Origin of the sequence: Massilia atriviolacea (genome assembly GCF_003953935.1) — a bacterium.
Lineage (GTDB): Bacteria > Pseudomonadota > Gammaproteobacteria > Burkholderiales > Burkholderiaceae_D > Telluria_A > Telluria_A atriviolacea.
This window is the reverse complement of the sequence record NZ_RXLQ01000010.1, coordinates 238,507-258,593: the sequence shown is the minus strand read 5'-3', so window position 1 is coordinate 258,593 and position 20,087 is coordinate 238,507. Positions and strand designations below refer to the sequence as shown.

General features: G+C 67.9%; 16 protein-coding genes. 5 read left to right on the top strand and 11 right to left on the bottom strand.

Annotation, left to right across the window (positions count from 1 at the left end):
• Positions 1–5: 5 nt before the first annotated feature.
• Positions 6–1,382 (bottom strand): family 43 glycosylhydrolase, encoded by a 1,377-nt coding sequence (locus EJB06_RS20085; RefSeq protein ID WP_126075787.1) that lies wholly within the window; start codon positions 1,380–1,382, stop codon positions 6–8.
• Between the two features lie 393 nt (positions 1,383–1,775).
• Between EJB06_RS20085 and EJB06_RS20080 the strand changes: the two genes are divergently transcribed.
• The 3 genes from EJB06_RS20080 to EJB06_RS20070 are packed head-to-tail and all read left to right on the top strand — an operon-like array spanning position 1,776 to position 6,269.
• Positions 1,776–3,122, top strand: a complete 1,347-nt coding sequence (locus tag EJB06_RS20080; protein WP_198420874.1) for a hypothetical protein — start codon at positions 1,776–1,778, stop codon at positions 3,120–3,122.
• Positions 3,123–3,132: 10 nt separating this feature from the next.
• Entirely contained in the window at positions 3,133–3,567 is a 435-nt protein-coding gene (locus tag EJB06_RS20075) for a type 2 periplasmic-binding domain-containing protein (RefSeq protein WP_126075786.1), read from the top strand.
• A gap of 2 nt (positions 3,568–3,569) precedes the next feature.
• Positions 3,570–6,269 carry a bifunctional diguanylate cyclase/phosphodiesterase gene (locus tag EJB06_RS20070; protein WP_126075785.1) on the top strand — a complete coding sequence of 900 codons (2,700 nt, stop codon included), beginning with the start codon at positions 3,570–3,572 and terminating at the stop codon, positions 6,267–6,269.
• 173 nt (positions 6,270–6,442) lie between these two features.
• Here the strand turns inward: EJB06_RS20070 and EJB06_RS20065 are convergent, their stop codons facing one another.
• The 4 genes from EJB06_RS20065 to EJB06_RS20050 all read right to left on the bottom strand — a co-directional run bounded on the left by EJB06_RS20065 (position 6,443) and on the right by EJB06_RS20050 (position 9,165).
• Positions 6,443–7,285 (bottom strand): EamA family transporter, encoded by an 843-nt coding sequence (locus EJB06_RS20065; RefSeq protein ID WP_126075784.1) that lies wholly within the window; start codon positions 7,283–7,285, stop codon positions 6,443–6,445.
• An 18-nt stretch (positions 7,286–7,303) separates the two neighbouring features.
• Positions 7,304–7,843, bottom strand: a complete 540-nt coding sequence (locus tag EJB06_RS20060) for an LOG family protein (RefSeq protein ID WP_126075783.1) — start codon at positions 7,841–7,843, stop codon at positions 7,304–7,306.
• A gap of 13 nt (positions 7,844–7,856) precedes the next feature.
• Positions 7,857–8,522, bottom strand: coding sequence for a TetR/AcrR family transcriptional regulator (locus EJB06_RS20055; RefSeq protein ID WP_054263370.1), 666 nt, complete (start codon positions 8,520–8,522; stop codon positions 7,857–7,859).
• An 88-nt stretch (positions 8,523–8,610) separates the two neighbouring features.
• Positions 8,611–9,165: a phasin family protein gene (locus EJB06_RS20050; protein WP_126075782.1), complete on the bottom strand. Its 555-nt coding sequence runs from the start codon at positions 9,163–9,165 to the stop codon at positions 8,611–8,613.
• Between the two features lie 210 nt (positions 9,166–9,375).
• Here EJB06_RS20050 and EJB06_RS20045 point away from each other — a divergent pair, with 210 nt between their 5' ends.
• The gene (locus tag EJB06_RS20045; protein WP_126075781.1) at positions 9,376–10,104 is read left to right on the top strand and encodes a hypothetical protein; all 729 of its coding nucleotides are present in this window, start codon (positions 9,376–9,378) and stop codon (positions 10,102–10,104) included.
• Between the two features lie 15 nt (positions 10,105–10,119).
• On the opposite strand, the gene EJB06_RS20040 is transcribed toward EJB06_RS20045, so the two are convergent.
• The 6 genes from EJB06_RS20040 to EJB06_RS20015 all read right to left on the bottom strand — a co-directional run bounded on the left by EJB06_RS20040 (position 10,120) and on the right by EJB06_RS20015 (position 19,162).
• A complete protein-coding gene (locus tag EJB06_RS20040) occupies positions 10,120–10,770 on the bottom strand; it encodes a hypothetical protein (RefSeq protein ID WP_126075780.1) in 651 nt (216 codons plus the stop codon).
• Between the two features lie 11 nt (positions 10,771–10,781).
• On the bottom strand, positions 10,782–11,990 hold the full coding sequence (locus tag EJB06_RS20035; protein WP_126075779.1) for a GAF domain-containing sensor histidine kinase: 1,209 nt from the start codon (positions 11,988–11,990) through the stop codon (positions 10,782–10,784).
• A 112-nt stretch (positions 11,991–12,102) separates the two neighbouring features.
• A complete protein-coding gene (locus EJB06_RS20030) occupies positions 12,103–15,786 on the bottom strand; it encodes an EAL domain-containing protein (RefSeq protein ID WP_126075778.1) in 3,684 nt (1,227 codons plus the stop codon).
• A gap of 270 nt (positions 15,787–16,056) precedes the next feature.
• Positions 16,057–17,004 carry an esterase/lipase family protein gene (locus EJB06_RS20025; RefSeq protein ID WP_164557974.1) on the bottom strand — a complete coding sequence of 316 codons (948 nt, stop codon included), beginning with the start codon at positions 17,002–17,004 and terminating at the stop codon, positions 16,057–16,059.
• Between the two features lie 2 nt (positions 17,005–17,006).
• Positions 17,007–18,644: a GMC family oxidoreductase gene (locus EJB06_RS20020; RefSeq protein ID WP_126075776.1), complete on the bottom strand. Its 1,638-nt coding sequence runs from the start codon at positions 18,642–18,644 to the stop codon at positions 17,007–17,009.
• Positions 18,641–19,162: a hypothetical protein gene (locus EJB06_RS20015; protein ID WP_126075775.1), complete on the bottom strand. Its 522-nt coding sequence runs from the start codon at positions 19,160–19,162 to the stop codon at positions 18,641–18,643. The genes EJB06_RS20020 and EJB06_RS20015 overlap by 4 nt, the downstream gene beginning before the upstream one ends.
• 313 nt (positions 19,163–19,475) lie before the next feature.
• Here EJB06_RS20015 and EJB06_RS20010 point away from each other — a divergent pair, with 313 nt between their 5' ends.
• Positions 19,476–20,075, top strand: coding sequence for a CDP-alcohol phosphatidyltransferase family protein (locus EJB06_RS20010; protein ID WP_126075774.1), 600 nt, complete (start codon positions 19,476–19,478; stop codon positions 20,073–20,075).
• The last annotated feature ends 12 nt before the right edge of the window (positions 20,076–20,087 follow it).

Below are 20,087 nucleotides of genomic sequence, written 5' to 3'. Positions count from 1 at the left end.
CCGCGCTAGCGCCGCTGCAAGGCCCACTGCTGGCTCGCACCGTCATTCGGCGCGGACTGGATCGCCGGCGCGTTCTCCTGCGTGGCGCCGCCCTTCACGTCCAGCGCCATCGCGCTTAACTGGTTGCCGACGGTGTACCAGCCTGCCGCCGGACTGGCAAAGCGCCACTTCTGCCCGCTGCCGGCCCAGTCATCCCATTGCGCGATGGGCGTGCCCGCGCTCGTCGAGTTACCGTAGTTATCCAGGCTGCGCAAGCTGCCCGCATTGATGATGCTGTAGTTGCCATCGCCCTGCCCGATCACGTACCACGACTGGTGCTTCGCGCCGCTGTCGGTGGCCTGCTGCACCATCGCGCCGTTGGCCGTGGCCGCCCCCGCGACCGTGAGCACCTTGCCGCTGGCGCGCGACTTGATCGCATACGCACCGTCGCTGATGCCGCCGCAGCCGGCAAAGCTGCTGAAGTTGCGCGTCATCGCCGGCCAGCCGCCGCTGTAGCTCATCTTCAGGAAGTCCAGCTTGGCGTTGCCCTTGTCCGTCAGGTCGTAGTAGTGCGTGGACACGTAATGGCAGCCATCCTGCTTGAGCACCGCCACATGGCCCGGTCCCTTGTACTTGCCGTCGGTATTGGGCAGGATCGTGCGCGCGCCCGAATACGGCCCGGTCACGCTGGTCGCGCGCAGCACCTGCACGTAATAGGTGCTGTCGGCCAGCTTGCAGCAGGCGCCGCGGTTGACGAACAGGTAGTAGTACTGGCCATCGCGCGTGATGTACGGCGCCTCGATATCCTGATGGCCTGCGCCGAGTATGCGCGTCACGCTGCCGGCCAGCTTGCCGCTGGCCTGGTCGATCCGCGCCACCCCGATCCCGCCGAAAAACGAGCCGTACGACATATACACCTTGCCGTCATGGTCGCGGAACAGGGCCGGGTCGATCGCGTTGATCTCGGCATGTCCGCCGAACGACTCGACCACGATGCCAAGGTCGGTCCACGCCGGATTCTTCAGCGAGGGCGAGCGCGCCACGCCGATTGCCGAGGTGGTCGTGCCCCATGCCGACACCGAGTAGTACAGGTAGTAGTGGCCGTTCATGTGGATCACGTCGGGTGCCCACATGGATCCGGTAAATCCCGGGATCTTGTTGGCGATCCACCCCGGGTAAGTGGAAAACACCGGCTTGCCTTGCGCCGACCAGGTCACCAGGTCCCTGGAGGTCGAGTGCCAGATGCCGTTCTCGCCCGTGGTGAAGTTGAACCAGGTGTCGCCGTCCCGGGTGACGGTGCCGGGGTCGTGCGCGTTCCTGAGGCCGGCCAGTTCGATGGCGAACGCCGGAGCGGCGCCGATGGCAAGGGCTGAGGCAAGCGCCGCGATGCGTGGGGTTAACATGGGTCTCCGATCTTGTTGTGCTTGTCCTGCCAATGCAGGGCAGGTCCGGCCAGGGTAGGCCCAGCCGGGGTAGGCCCGGCGCCACGCGGCGGCCAATGACATTTTTTCGCCGCGCGATCACCGTTTCGGTATCGCCCGGCCCGCGCACCGCGCCCCGCGCTCGCCGCATTCTCTCCGAATGTTGCATTTCCGCAGCACAAGTTATCAGGACAATACCGTCCTGCTGGAAAATTATCGACAAGCGCCACCCTGCTCTATACAGTCGAACCTGACCCCGCGCTGGCGCAACATCCGCCCGCCCCTGAACCACACGCTTCCCGCACCTGGCCATCGCGCTTGTGCGCGCACGCCAGTGCCGCGCCTGCGCGAGGCATGTTTCACCGGACTATATTCATGACCAAGCCTGACCCACGCCCTGCCCCTGCCTTCACGCGCGCCTGCACCCTGGCGCTACTGCTGCTGGCCGGCGGCGCCGCGCACGCGGCCGAACGCGGCCCGGCCGACCGTGGCCCGGCCGATCGTGGCCCGGCCGATCGTGGCCCGGCCGAACGCGGCCCGGCCGACCGTGGCGCGGACAATACCGGCACCGCGTGGACCTTCGGCGGCTTCGGCACGGCGGCGGTGAGCTATTCCGACAACCGCCAGGCCGACTTTTCCTCCAGCGTCCTGAAAGGCACCGGCGCCGGTGCCAGCGACGCCTGGAGCCCGCACGTGGACAGCCGCCTCGGCGCGCAACTGGGCGTGACCCTCGACAAGCAATGGTACGGCGTGGTGCAGGTGATCGCCGAACAGCGGCTCGACCACAGCTACCGCCCGCTCGTCGAATGGGCCAACGTGAAATACCAGGCCACGCCCGACCTGTCGCTGCGCCTGGGCCGCATCGCGCTGCCGATCTTCCTGGCGGCCGACTACCGCAAGATCGGCTACGCCTATCCGTGGGCGCGCACACCTGGCGAAGTGTATGGCGCGCTCTCGATCAGCAGCAGCGACGGCGTCGACGCCAGCTACCGCTGGCAGGCGGCCGGCCTCAGATTGCTGACCCAGGCCTTCGTCGGCGGCACCGACCTCGATCTGTACCAGGGCTACACGGTCAAGGCGCGCAAGCTGACCGGCGTGTCCACCACCGCCGACCGGGGCGCCTTCAGCAGCCGCATCAGCGCCTTCAGCAGCCAGGTGTCGATCGACCTGGCCGACGAGCTGTTCGACGGCTTCAAGCAGTTCGGGCCCGCCGGCGAAGCCCTGGCGCGCCAGTACGGCGTGCAGCGCAAGCGCTTCAACGCGCTGACCGTCGGCGCCAGCTACGATCCGGGCCACTGGTTCCTGATGGCCGAACTGGGGCGCTTCAATTCCCATTCCTTCCTCGGCAAGACCATCACCGGCTACGCCAGCGCGGGCTACCGCATCGGCGCCTTCACGCCCTATCTTGCGTACGCCGCCTCGCATGCGAGGAGCCCGACGCGCGACCCCGGCCTGGCGCTCGACGGCCTGCCGCCGCCGCTGGCCGCGCCGGCCGGCCAGCTCAATGCGGGCCTGAATTACCTGCTGATGAGCGTACCGGTGCAGGACACCGTCAGTGCCGGCGTACGCTGGGACGCGCGCCGCAACGTCGCGCTCAAGCTCCAGTACGACCGGGTGCGTCCGGGCGAGCGCTCGCGCGGCACCCTGGTCAACGTGCAGCCGGGTTTCGGCGCGCGCACCAGGGTCAACCTGGCGAGCGCGGTGCTCGACTTCGTGTTCTGAGGACGGCGCCATGACCAAGCCAACCCTGCGCCGCCTGCTGGCCGCCTGCGCCCTGGCGGCGTGCTCGCTGCACGCCGCCGGCGCCGAGCTGGTGGTGATCGTCTCGGCCAGGAGTCCGGTCGCCAGCCTGCGCGCCGACCAGGTGGCCGACATCTTCCTCGGCGCCGTCGGCACCTTTCCCGACGGCGCCGAAGCCGTGGCGCTCGACCAGCGCATCGGCGCCCCGCTGCGCGACGAATTCTACGCGCGCGTCGCCGCCAAGACCCCGGCCCTGCTCAAGGCTTACTGGACCAAGATGATCTTCACCGGGCGCGGCCAGCCGCCCAAGGAAGCCGTCGACAGCGCCGCCGTGCGGCGCATGGTGGCCGACAATCCGGCCCTGATCGGCTACATCGACAAGGCCGCGCTCGACCCGAGCGTCAAGGCCGTCCTGGTGGTGCGCTGAGCATGAACGGCACGCGCGCCCGCTTCACGCGCCTGCTCGGGCTCGGGCAGGAAACCCATATCTCGCTGCCGCTGTTCGCCGTGCTGCTGCTGGTGATCATCTGGATGGCGACCGACCACTTCATCGGCATCGAGCGCAGCGCCGCGCAGAACGCCGCGCGCGATTCGAGCCGGGAACTGATCGACACCTACGAAGCCCAGATGCAGCGCAACCTGGGCAGCATCGACCAGACCCTCAAGGTACTCAAGTACGCGGTCGAACTGAAAGGCACGGCCGGCGCCCTGCCCGCCCTGAACCAGCAAGGCTTGCTCCCATCGGGCCTGGTGTTCGTGGTCAGCATCGCCGACCGCAACGGCATCGTGGTGGCCAGCAATCCGCCGGCGCGCAAGATCGACGTCTCGCAGCAAGGCTACTTCGGTTTTCACCGCGACAGCGATACCGCCACACCCTACGTCAGCCAGACCTTGCGCGACGACGCCAATCCCGACTGGCACCTGCACTTCACGCGGCGCCTGAACGATGGCGAGGGCCGCTTCGCCGGCGTGGTCATCGTCGAAGTCGACCCCGGCTACTTCACCAGCGGCTACGAGCGCTCGCGCCTGGGCGAGTCGGGCGCGCTCGGCCTGTATGGCTCGGACGGGGTGTTCCGCGCCCTGCGCATCGGCGACAAGGTGGTCTGGGGCCAGCCCGCGCCGCGCCCCGCACCCGACGCCGGCGCCGGCCAGGCCGTCGCCAGCGACTGGGACGGCGTGCGCCGCTACACCAGCGTGCGCCGCCTGCACGGCTTTTCCCTGATCGCGCTGGTCGGCCTGTCGGAACACGAATCGATGGCCGCCTTCGAGCAGCAGCGCCGCAACTACCTGTGGGTGGCCGGCAGCGGCAGCGCCGTGCTGGTGGTGATCGTCACCCTGGTGTGCGTCTGGTCGTGGCAGCTCACGCGCACGCGGCGCCGCATCCGGCGCGCCCAGGAGACCTACGCCGCCGCCTCGGAAGCGAGCCTGGATGCGTTCTTCGTCATGCGCAGCGTCAGCGGCGAGCGCGGCGCCATCGTCGACTTCATCATCGAAGCGACCAACACGCGCGCCGAAAAACTGGCGGGCATGGACAAACCGGACCTGTGCGGCATGCGCCTGTCGGCCATGCTGCCGGCCTTCCGCGACAACGGCATCTTCGACGACCTGGTCAAGGTCATGCAGGACGGCGGCGTGCACGAAGCCGAATGGCTGGCCGAGTTGAGCGGCGCGCGCACCTGCTGGCTGCACCGCCAGGTGGTGGCGGTCGAAGACGGGGTGGTGGCGATCGTGCGCGACATCACCGAACGCAAGGTGGCCGAAGAACGCATCCGCCACATGGCGCACCACGACGAGCTGACCGGCCTGCCCAACCGCAGCCTGATCCGCGACCGGCTGGACCAGGCCATCGTCCAGGCGCAGCGGCGCGGGCGCTGCGTAGCGGTGGCCTTCATCGACCTCGATGGCTTCAAGCTGGTCAACGACGGCCTCGGTCACAACGCCGGCGACGAACTGCTGCGTATCGTCGGCACCCGCATGGCCGCCTGCGTGCGGCGCGAGGACACGCTGGGGCGCTTCGGCGGCGACGAATTCGTCATCATCCTGCCCGACCAGGCGGACAATCCGATGGCGGTCGCGCCGGTGCTGGAAAAGATCCGCCAGGCGGTCACCGAACCGATCCTGCTGGGCGGCCAGGAAGTGCAGGTCAGCTGCAGCATGGGCGTGGTGATGTATCCGCGCGACGGGGCCGAGCCGAACACCCTGATGATGAACGCCGACGCCGCCATGTACCGCGCCAAGGAAATGGGCAACAACAACTTCCAGTTCTACACGCGCGAAATGAACGCCAGCGTCGAAGAAAAACTGGTGCTGCTCGAAGGCTTGCGCGGCGCGCTCGACGACGGCCAGTTCCACCTGCTGTACCAGCCCAAGGTGGACCTGCGCAGCGGCCTCATTTTCGGGGTCGAAGCGCTGATCCGCTGGGAGCATCCGGAGCATGGGGTGGTCTCGCCGATGCGCTTTATCGGCCTGGCCGAGGAAAGCGGCCTGATTGTCGCCATCGGCGACTGGGTACTGCACACGGCCTGCCGCCAGAACAAGGCGTGGCAGGATGCGGGGCTGGCGCCGGTGACGATGTCGGTGAATGTCTCGCCGCGCCAGTTCGAAGAAAAGCGCCTGATCGACAGGGTGGCCGCGGCCCTGCGCGAGAGCGCCCTGCCGGCCGCCGCGCTGGAACTGGAAGTGACCGAAAGCCTGATCATGCGCGACCTGGCGCAATCGGTCGGCAAGATGCGCGAGTTGAAGGCGATGGGCATTTCGCTCTCGATCGACGACTTCGGGACCGGCTATTCGAGCCTGTCGGCGCTGAAATCCTTCCCCATCAGCACCCTGAAGATCGACAAGTCCTTCGTGCGCGAACTGGCCGACAATAGCGACGACCAGGCCATCGCGATGGCGGTGATCTCGCTCGGCCACATGCTCAATCTGCGCGTGATCGCCGAAGGCGTCGAGACCGAGCAGCAGTGCACCTTCCTGCGCGATAACGACTGCGACGAAATGCAGGGCTACCTGTTCAGCCGGCCGGTACCGGCGGAACAGATCGCGCTCCTGCTGGAAGAACAGGCGCGCATGCAGGCCGGCTGCGACAGCGCCGGACGTCCTTTGTTCCGCCCGCAGGCCGATGCGGCGTGAAGAATCCATGTTGGACTGGATGCGCGGCGCGCAGGTCCAATCGGAAAACGCGGAGGTACTTGCGGGTATTATCCAGGTCGCCATCATCAGCGGCATGGTGGGCGGGTTGATCTTGCAGCGCCACGCACCGTTCGACGCGACCTTGCGCAAGTCCCCGAACGACCCTCGTCCCGCTACGCAAAGCGCATCGCTACCGCCCCGCCGGCAATCAGGCCCACCGCACACAGTCGACCCACGCCGAGCCGCTCGCGCAGGAACACGCGCGCGATCAAGGCCGCAAACAGGATCGAGGTTTCGCGCAGCGCGGCGATGACGGCCACCGGCGCGGCGGTCATCGCCCACAAGGCCAGTCCGTACGAGGCCATCGAGACGAAGCCGCCGAGCAGGCCGGTTTTCCAGTACGCGCGTGCGTATGCGCGCAAGGCATGCCGCCTGCCCGCGAGCGCCACGAGCAGCACGCAGGCCGACAGGGCGAACAGCCACAGGGTATAGGCCACGGGCGCGCCGGACAGGCGCACGCCGATGCCGTCGATCAGCGTGTAGCACGCGATCACGGCGGCGTTGAGCAAGGCGAACAGCGTGGCGCGGCGCGACGGCGGCGCCGCACCCGCGCCGCGCCACAGGCTCATGGCCAGCACGCCGGCGCAGATGAGCGCGATCGCGCCATACTGCCGCGCGCCGAGCACCTCGCCGACCAGCGCGGCCGAGACCAGCGCCACCAGCAGGGGCGCGCTGCCGCGCATCAGGGGATAGGCGTGGCTCATGTCGCCATGCGCATAGGCGGCGGCCAGCAGCCGGTAGTAAGCCAGGTGACAGCACGCCGATCCAAGCATCCAGGGCCAGCTGGCCGGCGCCGGGAGCGCCAGGAAGGGCAGCGCCAGGGCGGCCAGCAGCCCGGCGCCGCCGGCGACCAGCGCGCTGCCCAGCAGTTTGTCGGGACCGGCCTTGACCAGCGCATTCCAGCCCGCGTGCAGCGCCGCGGCAAACAGCACCAGCAGCACGACGGCGCCGGACATGAACGCGGCCGGCGCCGTCTAGCGGCCCAGCAGGCGCGCCAGCAGCGCCTCCGGCTCGGCCTCGACCATCATCAAGCCCGCATGGTCCTCGCGCACGAACGCTTCGCGATGCTGGTGCATGACGAACGCCGCCAGCAGGTCGTAGAAGCCGCCGGTGTTGAGCACGCCGATCGGCTTGCGGTGGATGCCGAGCTGCGACCAGGTCAGCATTTCGAACAGTTCTTCGAGCGTGCCCATGCCGCCCGGCATGGCGATGAAGCCGTCCGCCAGCTCGGCCATCATGGCTTTGCGCTCGTGCATGTCGCGCACGATGAACAGCTCGGTCAAGCCGTGGTGCGCCAGTTCGCGTTCGACCAGCGCCTGCGGAATCACCCCGACCGCCTGCCCGCCCAGGCGCAGCACTTCGTCGGCGATCACGCCCATCAGGCCCACCTTGCCGCCGCCGTAGACCAGGCCGATACCCTGCTCTACCAGGGCGCGCCCCATGGCGCGCGCGCTGTCCGCGTACAGGGGCGAGGCGCCGTAGGAGGCGCCGCAATAGACTGCGATTGACTTCATGGTGTGCCGCTTCTTATTTGAGTTTTTTGAGGTATTCCTCGGACAGCTTCTGGAACAGCAGGTGCGTATCGCCGCGCAGGTAGGGACCGATCTGCGAGAGCACCTGGTAACAGCCGCGCGCCAGCGCATCCGACATGGCCTGCTGCTCCGAATACTTGCGCGGATTGAGCACGTATTCGTACGACAGCCAGTAGGTGGCCACCACCACCATATTGGTGGCCATGGCATTGATGTCGGCGTCCGACGCCTCGAGCGATTTTTCGCTGCGCAAGTCTTCGCACAGCTCCTTGGCGACCTTGATCTTGTGCGCCAGGATCAGCTTGAAATGCAGTTCGAGCTTGCGGTTGCGCGACAGCAGGTCGTTCAGGTCGCGGTAGAAGAAACGGTAGCGCCAGATCAGTTCGAACATCAGGTGCAGGTAGATCCACACGTCTTCGATGTTCGAGCGGCGCCCGTCCGGCACCGTCAGGATGCGCTCGATCTCGGCTTCGAACTGCACGAAGATCGAGTTGACGATGTCGTCCTTGTTGCGGAAATGGTAGTAGAGATTGCCCGGCGAGATATTCATCTCTTCGGCGATCACCGTGGTCGTGATATTCGGCTCGCCGAACTCGTTAAACAGCCGCAAGGACAATTCCAGGATGCGTTCACGGGTGCGGCGGGGAGCTTTCTGTAGCATGGCGGGGGCGGTCGGTGTTTTTTCTCATGCAAGCATAACACCGAACATGGGTGCATTCACAGGGCAATGACGATACCCCGGCGTACGGTCAGGCGCCCTCCCCGCCCCCCGGCGCAGGCGTTTTGCGGGGCGCGCGCTTGCGTGGCGCCAGCGCTGCCTTGGCCGGCGCCTTGGCTGCGCGCTTGGCGGCCGGCTTGCTTGCCGTCTTAGTTGCACGCTTGGCGGCCGGCGCCGTTGTCGCGCTCAGCTCCGCGACGCGCTTGCCCAGTTCCTCGACCTGCAAGGCCAGCGCCTTGAACTGTTCCTGGGTCGGCACGCCCATCCCGGCCAGCGCGCGCGTGACCCGGTCTTCGAACACCTGCTCCATCTTGTCCCACGATCCGGACGCCTGGCGCGCCACCAGCTCGGCCACGCTGGCCGCGCTGTCGGCCACGCCGCCGGCCTTGTCCTCGGCCATCGAGCGGGTGCGTTTCTGCAGGTCGTTGCCTTCCTGCACCAGTTTGCTGAATACCCGGCTGCCCTCTTCCTGCGCCTTGGCGAATGCGCCAAGGCCGGCTTGCCAGATCTGGTGCGCCGAGGCGCGCACGGCGTCGGCCAGTTGCGAATCGTCGTCGATGGCGTCGGGCTTGAGTTTTTTTTCCATTCCAGAACTCCCTGAATAAGATGTGGGTCGGACCGCAGAGATCCATTCTAGTGAGCTACGCTAGAGAGTGCGTTCTAAAGCACGCGTCCTGCGCCGCATGATACACGCCCGCGCGGCGCGCCAAATCCGTCGCCGCCGGCGACATGGTGTATAAAAGCGGCTGCGCCACGCCGGACGGCGTGCGGCGACTTCAACCAAGGGAGGATGGCTTTGAACGGACACTTGCTGGGATGGTGCGCGCTGGCCCTGGCGCTGGGCGGATGCGGCAAACAAGAGGCGCAGGCGGGGAGCGGGCAAGCCGGCGCTGGGCAAGCCGGCAACAGCGGCCCCGCCAATACCATGCGCTGCACCATCGACGGCGCCACGACGTTTTCCGCCAGCGGCGCCCAGGTCAGCGTCGCCAGCCTGGGCGGGACGGCCGACAAGATCAGCCTGGGCCTGGGCATGCATGCCGACAGCATCGGCCGCACCCACGAAATGTCGACCGGACTGGTGGCGCTGCCGCCCGCAGCGGGCAAGTACCAGTTCCCCGAGCCCGGCACGCGCGGCATGTCGCTGGCCCAGTACCGCATCAGGAATGCCGACAACCAGACCCTGGAAGACTACACCGGCAGCGGCTACGACCAGTTCTACGCGCTGGGCGAACAGGACCCGCAGGCGCGCCTGGTGCTCGACATCACCCGCTTCCGGAAGCTGCCGGCGGGCGCGCCCGACACCCAGCGCGTCAGCCTGGCCGGGAGCTTTCGCTTCAACGCGGCCTACGCGCCTTACGTCAACGGCAAGCTGCCCGACGCCTGCACCACCGAAGCGATTACCCGCTCCATGAACCATATCGGCAAGCCGGTCAGCTACCCGCGCTTCGATGCGGGGGTGTGCGGCGCCCGCAAGCACCGCGTCGAGTGCACATTCGATGTGACCGAAAACCTGCTCCAGTTCTGACGCTCGGGCAGACTCTCAGCGGCAACTGGCGTTCCACGCATCGTAATCGGCGCCGCTGCGGCGCGCCCAGACGGTGGCCTCGGTCTCGCGCCCGCTGCGGTACACCAGCGCCACCATTTCTTCGCTGCTCGAACCGGAGGCGCCGACATCGATCGCGTGCAGTTCGAACGGCAGCGACCGATGGCGCGCGCAGGCGGTGTTCCCGGCCAGGAGCAGGCGCGCCTTGTCCAGCAATCTGGCCTGCTGCGCCAGCACGGCCGCCAGTTCGGTGTCGGGCATGCGCTGCAACAGCTGCACCGGCCTGGCCGGCGGCGCGCAGCCGCTGGCGCGGTCGAGCCACGCGAACTGGCGCGGCGCCTCGGCGGCGTGCCACTGGGCGCCGGCCGGCGTGTAATGGAAATCGATGCGCTGCATGCGGCACAACAGCTTGTGCCCGCGCCGAGGCGCCAGGCTCACCGTCGCCGCGACCTGCCACGGCGCGCCGGCATCGGCGCGGGTGACGGCGAACGCCGGCTGGGCGCTGTGATTGTCGGGAAAGCGCTTCTGGTAATACGCGTGGAAGGCCTTCACCTCGGCCTCGGACGGCGCGCGCGTCTGGACGGGATCGGCGATGCCGGCCGCCGCGTGCGCAGCGCCCGCCAGCAGCAGCGCTGACACGGTTGACAACAGCGCGCCCCTCATGCGCGCGCCAGCATGCGCCGTTCGACCGATTCGCCGGCGCGCATGCGGAAGGTGAAGCGGGTGGCGCCGTCCACCGACGTCACTTCCAGCGTAGCGCCGTGCGAACGGGCGATTTCGGCCACGATGAACAGGCCCAGTCCCAGGCCCTCGCTGGCCAGCTGGCTGGAGGCGCGCCAGAAGGGCTTGAACAGCTGCCCGAGCCTGGCCGGGGGGATGGCCGGGCCGCCGTTGCTGACGCCGATCTCGAACTCGCCGTCGCGCGCGCGGGCGCGCACCTGCACCGGCTGGTCGCGCGCGCCGTGCACCAGCGCGTTCTTGAGCAGGTTCGACAGCAACTGCTGGATCCGCGCCGGGTCGCAATACACGGTCGCGGGCAGCTCGATTTCCAGCCCGATGCGCTGTTCCGGATACGCCCCCTGCAGCTCGGCCACCACCTGTTCGAGCGCCTGGCGCAAGGCCGGCTCGTTGCGCAGGTCGAGCGCGATGCCGCCGCCCATGCGCCCGCGCGTAAAATCCATGACGTCGTTGACCAGGGCCGCGATCCGCAGCGCGCTGCGGCGCATGCGCTCGACCACGCTCTCGGCCTGCGCGCTCAGGGGCTCGCGCCGCAGCAGTTCGGTGCCCAGCATGATCGACGACAGCGGCGTGCGCAGGTCGTGCCCGAGCACGGCGATGAACTGTTCGCGCAGTTCGGCCGTATCGCGCTCGCCCAGCAGCGCCGACTGCGATTCGCTCAGTTTCAGCTCGCTCTCGAAGTGCTTCGAAATGAGCTGGGCGAACAGGGTCATGCTGGCCACCGTCGCGCTGCCGGACAGATTGGCCGGCAGCGGATCGAGACCGCACAGGGTGCCGAAGTAGCTGCCGTCGGGGCGCCGGATCGGGATCGAAATATAGCTCTGGAAGCCGTAGATGCGCGGCGTGTGGTGGTCGCGGTAGCGCGCGTCCTCGCTGACGTTGTCGATGATGACGGCGCGGCCGGTGTCGCGCACTTCCTCGCACAGGGTGCTGGCCACATCGAGCCCGTCGCCGACCTTCAGGCCGAATCCGAGCGTGTCGCGCACCGCGCAGGTGGTCCACGAATCGGCAGTCACGCGCGCGATGCACACGAAGCGCAGGCCCGTGATCGCCGCCACCGCGTCGAGGATGGTCGGCACTGAAGAAATCGCTTCGATGGCGGCGATATCGGCAGCTATGTCAGTTTGCATCGATCTCACTTGCGCGAAAACCCGGTTGGAGGAGGCGCAATCGTACCATGGGCGCCGCGCGGGCCGGCCGCGCAGGCCGCCCGGCGTCGAAGAGATCGTGCGAAAAACAGCGCTAGGCGGCCTGGCGCCCGTGCATCTGGCGGTGCAGGCGGAAGCCTTCGCGGATATTCTCGCGCAGCACCGCCCCCTTCCACGGCTTGGTGTAGAAGCGGTCGATCGCGCCATGGTTGATCGCCGCCATGATCGGCGTCAGGTCCGAATACGCCGACAGCATGATGCGGAAGGTGTCCGGGCACAGGTTCTTGACCCGCTCCATGAATTCGGTGCCGCTCATGAGCGGCATGCACTGGTCGCACAGGATCACCTGCACCTTGTGGCGCGCCAGGATGTCGAAGCCTTCGGCCGCCGTCTGCGCGGTCAGGATGCGGTAGCCGTCCTGCGCCAGGAAGTCCGACAGCACGTCGAGCATGAAGGCGTCGTCGTCGACGATGAGCAGGGTTTGCTGGTTCAGCAGCGACTCGTCGACCGGCGGCATCAGGTACTTGCCTTCGCCGAGCATCTGTTCGAATTCGTTTTCCGGCAGCGGGCGGCTGAAGTAGTAGCCCTGCATCTCGTCGCAGCCGTGGCGCCGCAGGTAGGCCAGCTGCGCATCCTTTTCCACGCCTTCGGCGATCACCTGCAGTTTCAGGCTGTGCGCCATGTTGATGATGGCCAGGACGATGGCGGCGTCGTCCGGGTTGCTGGTCACTTCGCGCACGAAGGCGATGTCGATCTTCAGTTTGTCGATCGGGAAGCGCTTCAGGTACGCCAGGCTCGAATAACCGGTGCCGAAATCGTCGATCGAAATCTGGATCCCCAGCGCCTTCAGGTTGCGCAGCACGGTGATGGTATCTTCCGCGTTCGACATGAGCGAACTTTCGGTCAGTTCGAGTTCCAGCAGTTCGGGCGCGATGTCGTGCACCTTGATCGCATTGAGCACTTCCTGTTCCAGGCCGCCGACGAAAAACTGGATGCCCGAGACGTTCACCGACAGGTGTACCGGCCCGATCTTGCTCTTGCCCCACTCGCTGATCTTGCGGCAGGCTTCGTTCAGCACCCAGTTGCCGACCCGCACGATCAGGCCCGTCTCTTCCAGGATCGGGATGAACAGGCCGGGCGAGACCATGCCGTGGCCCGGCCGCTTCCAGCGGATCAGCGCTTCGGCGCCGCTGACCCGGCCCGAGCCGATGTGCACCTTGGGCTGGTAGTACAGCACGAATTCTTCGTTGTCGATGGCGCGCCGCAGCGCGTTTTCCAGGTCCAGCCGGGCCAGCGACTGCGCGTTCATCTCCGCCGTGAAAAAGCGGAAGGCATCGCGCCCGGCTTCCTTGGCGCGGTACATGGCGGTGTCGGCGTACTTGATCAGGGTGTCGGCGTCCAGGCCGTCGTCCGGATAGACCGTGATCCCGATGCTGGCCGTGACGGTCACTTCGTGCCCTTCCAGGTCGAACGGGCGGCGCAGGCTGTCGCGGATCTTGTCGACCACGGCGATGGCCGTCTGCGGACCTTCCGGCAGCATCAGGATGGCCGCGAATTCGTCGCCGCCGAAGCGGCCGATGGTGTCGCGCACGCGCAGGCAGTCGACCAGGCGGCCGGCGAACTGGCGCAGCAGCTCGTCGCCGATCGGGTGGCCCAGCGTGTCGTTGACGGTCTTGAAGCGGTCGACGTCGAGGAACAGCACGCCCACCGCCCAGCGGTGCTCGCCCGCCTGTTCCAGCGCGCGCGTGAGCGAGGAATAGAACTGGCTGCGGTTGGGCAGGCCGGTGAGCGTGTCGAAGTGGGCCAGTTTCAGCAGGCGCAGTTCGGATTCCTTGCGCTCGGTGATATCGCGCGCCACCGCCACCAGGATCCAGCTCGCGCCCGAGCGCAGGGTGCGCCGCTGCACCTCGACCGACAGGGTCGAGCCGTCCTTGCGCTGCACCACGATTTCGGCCATGGCGCCCGACTGGTCGCCCGAGAGCAGCTTGTCGTACAGGTCTTTCAGGCGCAGCTTGTCGGTCTCGTCCTCGTCCGAGCGGGCCGGCGCCGACAGCGCCAGGAAGTCGTCGCGCATGAAGCCCAGCATGCGGCAGGCGGTCGCGTTGACGTCGACGAAGGCCATGCCGGAACGGTCGATCAGGAAGATCGCGTCGGCCGTGGCATCCATCGCCGTGCGGAAGCGCCGCAGGTCTTCATCGAGGCGGATGCGCGCCGTCATGTCCGAGGTCAGCTGCGAGTGGTGGCGCTTGATCTCTTCGTACAGCAGCAGGTTTTCGTAGGCCACCGCGATCTGGGCGCTGACCGTCACCGCGACCCGTTCGTCGACTTCCGAAAAGCCGTCGGCGCCGAGCTTGTCGACCAGGTACAGCCAGCCGTGCACGCGTTCGCGCGAGGCGATCGGCACCCCGAGCAGGGAATGCACGGGCGGATGGCCGGGCGGCAGCCCGACCGAGCGCGGGTCGCCGTCGATGCCGTCGATGCGCACCGGGACCTGCTCGTCGATCAGGGTGGCCAGCACCCCGGCGCGCGGGCTGGAGGCGACCACGCGCGCCTGGCGGTTTTCGCCGCACGAGGAAAAGTAGCTTAATTCGTCGGCGCCCTCGTCGAGCACGCCGATGCAGGCGTATTTGGAGACGCAGATGTTCTGCGCCACGCGGCAGCCGATTTCGAGCAGCGCGGCCGGATCGCGCTCGGCCCCCAGTTCGATGCCCAGTTCGATCAGGGCGGTCAGGCGCAGGCTCACCGCCTGCAGGCTCGATAAGGAACTCGAGAGCCGGTCGGTCATCTGCGACAGGTCGTACGACGGTTCCGGCAAGCCGTGGCTGGCGATGCGCGACAATACCTGGCTGCTGCTCGACTCGACTTCGACCAGGTATTCGGCCACCGTATTTTCGATCGAGAACATGCGGTTGTTCTCGCCCTGCGGCGAGGCGAACGCGGGCAGCATGACCGGGTCGGTGATCCCGAGCGCCTCGTGCACGGTGCGCAGGATCACGTCCGGGTCGGACGGTTTCGGCAGCACCCACTGCACCCCGCAGGCCTGCGCCATCTTGTTCGCTTCGCGCTCGCGGTAGGTGGCGGTGTAAAAGATCACCGGCAGGCCGGCCGTGGCCGGATCGTCGTGCAGGCGGGTGACGAATTCGTAGCCGTCCATGTTCGGCATCAGGATGTCGGAGATGACCAGGTCGGGCCGCTCGGCGTGCACCATCTTCAGGCCCTCGACGCCGTCGGCCGCCTCGATCAGGCGGTGGCCGCCGTAGCCGAGCAGGGTCATCAGGAATTCGCGGTTCAGCACATGGTCGTCGACGATCAGGATGGTGGCCTGCTCGGCCGCGCGCCCGTCGGCGGCGGGCGCGCCGGCCGGCTCGGCGGACGCGGCCTCCGGCACGGCGACCAGCTCGGACGGCGCCAGCAGCGGCAGAAAGCTTTCCAGCTGCGCCACGAAGGTATCGGGTTCGATCGGCTTGCCGATGTAGCCGTCGAAGCCGGCGTCGAGCAGGCGTTCGCGGTCGCCCACCATGGCCAGGGCCGTCACCGCCAGCACCGGAATCGCGGCCAGCGCCGGATCGCCCTTGAGCGCCGCCACCACGCCGTAGCCGTCCAGCTTGGGCAGGTGCACATCGCAGACGATCAGGTCGGGCAAGGTCGCGCGCGCGGTGTCGACGCCGCTCACGCCGTCGTAGGCGGTCAATGGGGTATAGCCGAATGCCTTCAGCAGATACACCATCAGCTCCATGTTGGTGGGATTGTCTTCGATGATGAGGATGCGTGCGGACACTGTTGCGCTCCTGGTTTAAACCGGTCCTCGTGCGACTGGTGGCATCGCAGTCCGGGCTCTTCTGTTGCATCCTGACACATTCCTGCGCGCAGTGGCAATTGCGCGCGACGAAACAGGCTCAACATGGCCGAGGCAGTCGTTATTCGGCGACACAATCGGGCCCATCTCATGCATCCCGCATAAGAAACTCACCATTACTCACGAGAGGAAATCGGATTGTCCATGACAATCGATGTCACAGGAACTTTATCACGGCTCCCGCCGGTGTTGCTAAAGATTATCTTTGGGTGTGGACAGGCTGATAATTTCCTGCATCAGGCGCGCCAGCACGCGCCGGTTGCGTCCCAGCGCGACGTGGCCGACGCCGCCGAAAGCGATGTTGCGGGCGCCTTCGAGCACGCTCGACGTCTGCGGCGCCACGATGTTGTCGTGGTGGGTGAACAGGGAAGTGATCAGCGCGCGCGTCTGCGCGCTTTCGCTGGCGGCCAGCGCGCGCAGCCAGGCGCCGGCGGGGGCGTCGCCGGCGGGGTCGTGCCGCATCTGCAGCGCGTTCAGGCCCGGGCCCTTGCTGGCCAGGCTGGTGCCGTGGTGCGGCGTGCCGAGCGTGAACACATGCGCCACGCGCGCGCTGCCGTGGTCGCGCAGGTAGGCGCGCGCCACCAGCCCGCCCATGCTGTGGCCGACGATGACCACCCGCGCCGCGCCGCTGGCGGCGCACAGGGCGTCGACCGCGCGCCGCACCGCCGGCACGAAGTCGTCGATCCCGGCCAGCACCGGTTCCAGGTCGAGCGTGGCGTGGCTGATGCGCGCCGCGTCCAGCTCGCGCACCAGGTGGGTCCAGTAGCCGCTGTTGCAGCCGTAGCCGTGCAGCAGCAGCAGCGGCGGCGCGGTGCTGCCGGCGTGGATGCGCTGGTGCGCCGAGGCCTGCGCCATGAACCACGAGGACTGGGTCAGGGTCGCCATGAACTCTTCGGCGAACAGGCGCAGCATGGCGCCCGCGCCGATCCGGAACGGCGCCGGCGTCGGGCTGGCAAACGGCGCCGTGGCCCTGAAGTTGTTGGCCGTGATCAGGACCCGCACCAGCAGCACGCCGGCCAGGCCGCAGGCCAGCGCCAGCCAGGCCGAGGCCACGCCGGCGCGCAGCACGGCGTACGCGATGGCGCCGGCCACGGCCAGCTGCAGCAGCAGGACCCAGCGCAGCATGGCGCGCGTGCTCATGCTCATGCCGGCGCGGCCAGGGGCGCGCTGGGCCGTCCGGTCAGGGCTTGCGCCAGCTCGCTCGCCAGGCGCGCCGTGATGCCGTACACCGACAGCTGGGGATTGGCCCCGATCGAGGTCGGGAACAGCGAGCCGTCGTGCACCGACAGGTTGCGCACGCCGTGGTAGCGGCCATTCGCGCCGGTCACGCCGCGCCGCTCGTCGTCGCTCATGGTGCAGCCGCCCATCACGTGGGCCGACACCACGCGCGTGATGTGCTGCTTCATCGGCAGCGCGCCGATGCCTTTCCTGGCGGCGTCCCAGCTGGTATAGCGGTCGGCCAGTTCGTGCACCGGCTGCACGCTGGCGGCGCCGGCGGCGAACTGGATTTCGGCCATCGACAGGAAGGCGCGCCGCACGCCGTCCCAGATGAACTCGTCCAGCGGATAGTCGAGCAGCGCCGCGCCGTCGCGCGCCAGGCCCACGCTGCCGCCCGGCGCGTCGCCATGGAAGCCGTCGCGCAGCAGCGCCAGCAAGCCATGCACGTGCGGGAACTGGCGCATGGTGTCGGCGTGCGCCTGGCCGTAGCCGGCCATGGTGGTCGACAGCAGCAGCGGATGCAGGGGCGGCGCTTCGAGCTTGTAGCCGATCGGGCCGTCGATCGGGCCGTTGTCGAGGAAGTGATCGGAATAGATCGTCTGCGGCGCGCCGGCAAAGCCGTCCACCCGCTGCGCGAAGATGGCCGCCGACACCACGGTCGGATGCAAAAAGGTGCGCCGTCCCAGCAGCCCGTGCGGGTCCGGTGCGCGCGAGCGCAGCAGCAGGGCCGGCGAGTTGATCGCGCCGCCGGCCACGATGAAGTGCCTGGCGCGAAGGGTGAGCGTGCGGCCGGTGGGCGCCAGTCCGCCGGCGTCGAGCGCCTCGCACAGCAGGTGCTCGACGGCGTCGCCCTTGAACGCCAGGCGCTGCGCGCGCGCGTGGGTGACCAGGGTGGCGCCGTGCGCGAGCGCCGACGGAATCGTCGTCACCAGCATCGACTGCTTGGCGTTGGTCGGACAGCCCATGCCGCAGTAGCCGAGGTTCCAGCAGCCCTTGACGTTGCGCCGGATCGCCGCCGAGGCGATGCCCAGGCGTTCGGCGCCGCGCCGCAGCAGGTCGTTGTTTTCGTTGGGCGGCGCCTGCCAGTGGCCGATCGACAGGCGCGCCTCCATCATCGCGAACCACGGGGCCAGCGCCTCGCTGGTGTAGCTCGCCAGGCCGAAGTTCTTGCGCCAGTAGTCCAGCGTCGGCGCCGGCGTGCGAAAGCTGGAGGTCCAGTTGACGGTGGTCGAGCCGCCCACGGTGCGGCCCTGCAGGATGTTGATGGCCTTGTCGCGCGTCTTGCGCGCGGCCGATTCCTGGTACAGGGCCGGATAGGCGTCCGCTTCGCGCATCTTGAAGTCGCTCGAGGACTTGAGCGCGCCCTCTTCCACGATGACGACCTTCAGGCCGGCCAGCGCCAGGATCTCGGCGGACACGCCGCCGCCGGCGCCGCTGCCGACGATCACCACGTCGGCCTCGATGACGCGGTCGGCGTCAAGGGTGGCGGCGTCGATCACCTTCCAGCCGGCGGCGATCCCGGCCTGGACCGGATCGGGGATAAACGGCGGTGCGGCGCTCATGCCAGCTCCTTGATCGGACCCGGATAGCCGATCGCGGCCCAGCTCGACGGATCGGCATACCAGGAGCCGATGATCAGGTCGTGCAGCGCGTGGTAGGCGCTTTGCAGCATGCCGAGGCGGTGAAAGCGCCAGTCGTGCAGGAACGCGCCGACCTGCTCGACGCTGGCGCCGGCCCAGCCGCCCGACACGCCGGCCAGCAGGCGCCGCGCGGGCGCCAGCGAGAGCAGGCCGAACAGATCCTGGACTTCCTTTTGCGACGCCAGCGGCAAGCCCAGGATGGCCTGGTGCACGCGCGCGGTGGTGGCCGCCACGGCGGCGCCGCGCGCGCCCGCTTCGGCCGGCAGGGCCCCGGCCAGCATGGCCGGCACGATGGCGTCGATGGCCGCCTTCGCTTCGCCGTCGAGCACGAAGCGGCCCGGCGCCGGGGGATGGATGTAGCGGTAAATGCCACCGCCGGCCGCCAGGGCCAGCGCGCCGAGCGCGCCGACCTTCAGGAAGCTTCTGCGTTTTGTCTCCATGTGCTTGTTTTCCTTACTGTTTTTTTCGGCTAGTGTACGCCAAACAGGTGGGCGGGAAATTACACAAACTAGAGTCATCCATCTAGTCGTTTCTGGTACAAAGAGCACCGGCACTTGACGCGAAAGCTGGCGTTCTTGCCATGTTTTATTACTTTGAGGAACCGGAACTTCATGCAATAATAGAATGGTTTCCTTTTTAGAATCGGTTCTTCGCCGGATTCACCAGGCCAGGCGCCATCGATCCGCGCCCGCGCCTTCCGCGCCTTCCGCGCCTTCCCTTACCCACTGTGCACGCCCTTTTTCTTGCCCGACGATGACGATATACGATCTCAAGCCCCGCTTCCAGGCCCTGCTGCGCCCGTTCACCAGCTGGCTGTTCCGGCGCGCGGTCACGGCCAATATGGTGACCGTGGCCGCCATGCTGGCCTCGCTGGCCTACGGCGCGTGGATGCTGCTGTCGGCCTCGTCCCTGCCCTACCTGCTGCTGCCGCTGTTCATGTTCGCGCGCATGGCCCTGAACGCGGTCGACGGCATGCTGGCGCGCGAGCACGGCCAGCAGAGCAAACTGGGCGCGGTCCTCAATGAAGTCGGCGACCTGATCGCGGACGCCGCCCTGCTGCTGCCCTTTGCCACGCTGCCGGGCGTGCATCCGCAACTGGTCTGCGGCGTCGTCTACCTGTCCACACTGACCGAATTCATCGGCGTGCTGGGGCAGGTCACGGGCGCCGGGCGGCGCTACGACGGCCCGTCCGGCAAAAGCGACCGCGCCTTCGTCTTCGGCCTGCTGGGCCTGCTGATCGGCCTCGGCCTGCCGGTCCTGCCTTACCTCGATCCGGTGCTGATCGCGCTGCTGGTCCTGCTGGCACTGACCTGCTGGAAGCGCGCGCGGCGCGCCGCCGCCGGCGCGGCCTGATCGCCCTTCCCA

What these genes read in the sequence shown, in the direction of transcription:
- EJB06_RS20010 (WP_126075774.1), top strand. Translation starts at nt 19,476, where the DNA reads ATGACGATATACGATCTCAAGCCCCGCTTCCAGGCCCTGCTGCGCCCG.
- EJB06_RS20025 (WP_164557974.1), bottom strand. Translation starts at nt 17,004, where the DNA reads ATGAGCACGCGCGCCATGCTGCGCTGGGTCCTGCTGCTGCAGCTGGCC.
- EJB06_RS20065 (WP_126075784.1), bottom strand. Translation starts at nt 7,285, where the DNA reads ATGTCCGGCGCCGTCGTGCTGCTGGTGCTGTTTGCCGCGGCGCTGCAC.
- EJB06_RS20085 (WP_126075787.1), bottom strand. Translation starts at nt 1,382, where the DNA reads ATGTTAACCCCACGCATCGCGGCGCTTGCCTCAGCCCTTGCCATCGGC.
- EJB06_RS20075 (WP_126075786.1), top strand. Translation starts at nt 3,133, where the DNA reads ATGACCAAGCCAACCCTGCGCCGCCTGCTGGCCGCCTGCGCCCTGGCG.
- EJB06_RS20050 (WP_126075782.1), bottom strand. Translation starts at nt 9,165, where the DNA reads ATGGAAAAAAAACTCAAGCCCGACGCCATCGACGACGATTCGCAACTG.
- EJB06_RS20055 (WP_054263370.1), bottom strand. Translation starts at nt 8,522, where the DNA reads ATGCTACAGAAAGCTCCCCGCCGCACCCGTGAACGCATCCTGGAATTG.
- EJB06_RS20060 (WP_126075783.1), bottom strand. Translation starts at nt 7,843, where the DNA reads ATGAAGTCAATCGCAGTCTATTGCGGCGCCTCCTACGGCGCCTCGCCC.
- EJB06_RS20070 (WP_126075785.1), top strand. Translation starts at nt 3,570, where the DNA reads ATGAACGGCACGCGCGCCCGCTTCACGCGCCTGCTCGGGCTCGGGCAG.
- EJB06_RS20020 (WP_126075776.1), bottom strand. Translation starts at nt 18,644, where the DNA reads ATGAGCGCCGCACCGCCGTTTATCCCCGATCCGGTCCAGGCCGGGATC.
- EJB06_RS20035 (WP_126075779.1), bottom strand. Translation starts at nt 11,990, where the DNA reads ATGCAAACTGACATAGCTGCCGATATCGCCGCCATCGAAGCGATTTCT.
- EJB06_RS20080 (WP_198420874.1), top strand. Translation starts at nt 1,776, where the DNA reads ATGACCAAGCCTGACCCACGCCCTGCCCCTGCCTTCACGCGCGCCTGC.
- EJB06_RS20015 (WP_126075775.1), bottom strand. Translation starts at nt 19,162, where the DNA reads ATGGAGACAAAACGCAGAAGCTTCCTGAAGGTCGGCGCGCTCGGCGCG.